Annotated in this window: 3 protein-coding genes; all 3 read right to left on the bottom strand. The window is 75.9% G+C overall.

Features of this window, described 5'->3' with window-relative positions:
* The coding region (locus tag EF918_RS34225) for an MFS transporter (protein WP_125652770.1) at positions 1 to 549 on the bottom strand (549 nt) is incomplete at its 3' end.
* Between the two features lie 174 nt (positions 550 to 723).
* Positions 724 to 2715, bottom strand: a complete 1992-nt coding sequence (locus tag EF918_RS34220; protein ID WP_221889790.1) for an ATP-binding protein — start codon at positions 2713 to 2715, stop codon at positions 724 to 726.
* 38 nt (positions 2716 to 2753) lie between these two features.
* Entirely contained in the window at positions 2754 to 2993 is a 240-nt protein-coding gene (locus EF918_RS34215; RefSeq protein WP_125652768.1) for a hypothetical protein, read from the bottom strand.
* Positions 2994 to 3059 lie beyond the last annotated feature (66 nt).

Here is a 3059-nt window from a genome sequence, read left to right as displayed (position 1 = left end):
GTTCGCGGCGGCCTCTGCGGCGGCAGGACCGGCCACCTCGTCCGGCGTCCCGATCGCGGCCCGTGCCGTGCAGGGCCTCGGTGCCGCGGCCGGGGCGACGGCCGCGGCACCGAGGCCCTGCACGGCACGGGCCGCGATCAGGACGCCGGACGAGGTGGCCGGTCCTGCCGCCGCAGAGGCCGCCGCGAACAGGGCGAGTCCGGTGACCAGCACCCTACGGCGGCCCAGGAGGTCGGCGGCCCGACCGCCGGCCAGGAGCAGCGCTCCGAACGCCAGGCCGTAGGCGTTGACCACCCAGGTGGCGCCGGCGTCCGAGAGGCCCACGCCGGCCCGGATCTGCGGGAGGGCCACGTTGACGATCGCGGTGGCGAGCATGACGGTGAACTGGGCCGCGGCGAGCGCCGCGAGCCCGGCCCCCGGCCGTGGGCCGCGGCCGGCGCCGGGTGCTGCCCGGGCCGTCGGCGCGCGGGCCGCCGCCGCCCGTGCGTGGCGCTGTGCTGGTGCCGGCGTCCGTGCGTCCGCTCCCGCCGGTGTGCGTGCGTCGTTCATGGCGCACAGACTCCGGCCGGACGGTGTCCACTCTCCAGACCGGACCGGCGCGGGCCCTGTCCACCGCTGTCCACACCTGTCCACTGGGCGCGGCGCACGGCCCGTACCCGCCCCCGGGTCACCGGGGCCGCTGCCGCCCCGTCACCGGGGGCGTGCCCGCGTGCCCCCGCACCCTCATCGGCGCCCGTGCAGCTCCTCGTCCCACAGCGCCTCGCACAGCAGGTCCAGGCCCTGGCGCAGGTGGCGCCGGTAGGTGCCGTACGGGAGGCCCAGGCGGCGGGCCGCGGCCTCCTGGGTGGGTGCACCCGAGAAGTAGCCTGCCGTGAGGGCCTCGCGGGCGCGGACCCCGCGCGGGTCGCGGCCCAGCTCGTCGACGGCCCGGCGCAGCAGCGTCCGTAGCTCCTCCACGGGATCGACCAGGTCGGCCGCGAGCCGGGCGCGCAGCAGGGCGCAGGCCGCGAAGGCCTGCGCGTCGCGCCAGTGCGCCAGGGCCTCCCGCACGGCCCCGTCGAACGCGGCGCGGGAGACGGGCGACGGCCCCGCCGGAGCCGGCGCGTCGGGGGCCGCGATGAAGCGCTGGAGCCAGGCCTCCACGGATTCCCGGCGCCAGTCGGCGGCGAACAGCCCGTAGGTGTGGTCACCGACGCGTGGGCGCGCCCCGGTGTCCTCCAGGGTGCCCCGCACCCGCGCGGCCCATGTCTCGGCGTCGCGGAAGACGGCGAAGCCGTAGGCGCGGCCACGGGAGCGGGCCGCCTCCGCCTGGGCCCGGGAACTGCTGAGGTCGGTGACCCGCGAGGGCACCTGGTACCGCTCCGGGTAGACCGAGAAGCGGCTGATCCCGATGTGCTCGCCGGGGCTCACGGCTGCGAGGGTGTCGCAGTACTGCCAGGCGGCGGCGACGACGGGATCGGTGGCCAGGTCCTGCGGGTCGGCGGGGGCCGGCAGTGCGAGCCGGGCGGTGAACGCCACGATCCGGCCCGTGCTCACCAGCCGGTAGACGCTGAACGCCCGGGGCTGGCGCCCCGCCCAGTAGCGGACCAGTGCGGCGGAGGCCGGCCCTTCGGTCTCCTCGGCCATGCGGAGCACCTCGTCGAGGTCGTCCGGGTGCAGCGGCCGGTCGTGGACCTCCTCCTCCCGGGACCAGGAACGCAGCCGGGCGAGCGTCTCGCCCTCGCGGAAGAGGTAGAACAGCTCGTCGGTGACGGTCCACACCCGCTCCTCGGGCGCCTCGCGCAGCAGCCTCAGGTATTCGTCCGCCAGGCGTCGGCGCATCGTCTCGAAGGCGTGCGGCGCGCGCCACCGCAGGTCGGCGGCGAGCGTCTCGCGGGCGGCGTCGTGCGGGTAGAGGCCCTGGTGCGTGGACTCGATGAAGGGCAGGTCCCGCAGCCAGGAGAACAGCAGGTGCGCGTCCTCCTCGGGCAGTACCGCGTCGAGCAGCTCCTCGGACGTCGAGTGGGCCTGCGCCGCGACCTCCAGGGCGCGGCGGTGGGCCGCCGTGGGCACCTCGCCGATCAGCCCCGTCAGCAGGGTGCGCAGGACGTCCGCGGAGGGGGCCCAGATCTCCTCCCGGCTGCACCCCTCCGAACCGGCCGCGGCCGCGAGGGACAGGGCCAGCGGGTTGCCGCCGGCGAAGCGCAGGACGCGCTCGCGCAGTTCGGGCCGGATCTGCGCCGCGACGAGCAGGCTGTGGGCCTGCTCCGGGGAGAAGGGCTCCAGTTCGGTCACGTGCAGCAGGCCCGTCCAGGCGGGGTCGGCGGTCCACTGCGGCTGCGGGGCGCGCCGGCCGGCGAGGACGACGAGGGTGTCGTCCGCGGCGCGGGGCAGGAAGTGGTGCCACAGCCAGCTCTCCAGCCACTGGCAGTGCTCGAAGGAGTCCACGAACAGGACCGTGCCGGGAACGTCGAGGAAGGGACCGGCGGCATGGGCGAAGTCGGCCGGGTCGTGGCTGACGAACCGGCCGTCCAGTTCCACCAGCAGCCGGCCCGCCGCCCGGGCGTGGTCCGCCAGGCGCCGCAGCAGGGTCGACTTGCCGATCCCGCCCGGCCCGCACACGTAGAACGCGAACGGCGCCTGCGGGTCGCCGGCCAACGCCTCCCCGAAGCGGCCGAGTTGCTCGTCCCGGCCGATGAAGGCCCGCACGCGCGCCCTGCTCAGTCTTTCTCCCACGGACGCCATGGCCGCTCCCGTCCCCTCTTCCTCCTGCGTCAGTGGATCAGGCCGAGGTGCTCGTCGTCGGGGTGGTCGGTCAGTGGGCGGGTGGTCTCCTCGACCGTCCGGAAGCGGCCGTCGGGGGCCATGCGGGCGAAGAGGTGGACCTCGATGCGGGAGGTCCGGCCGTCGGTGAGGGTGAGGGTCACGGTGTGCCGGTCGATGGCCTCGTCGAGATCGAGGTCCGGGGTGAACAGCAGGTCGTCGAGGGCGCGGGTGATGTCGGTCCGGTTCATGTCCCGCGGCGCGGGGCAGGAAGTGGTGCCACAGCCAGCTCTCCAGCCACTGGCAGTGCTCGAAGG

This window comes from Streptomyces sp. WAC06614 (genome assembly GCF_003949795.1).
In the GTDB taxonomy this organism is placed as follows: Bacteria; Actinomycetota; Actinomycetes; order Streptomycetales; family Streptomycetaceae; genus Streptomyces.
This window is presented reverse-complemented; position numbering and strand designations above follow the sequence as displayed.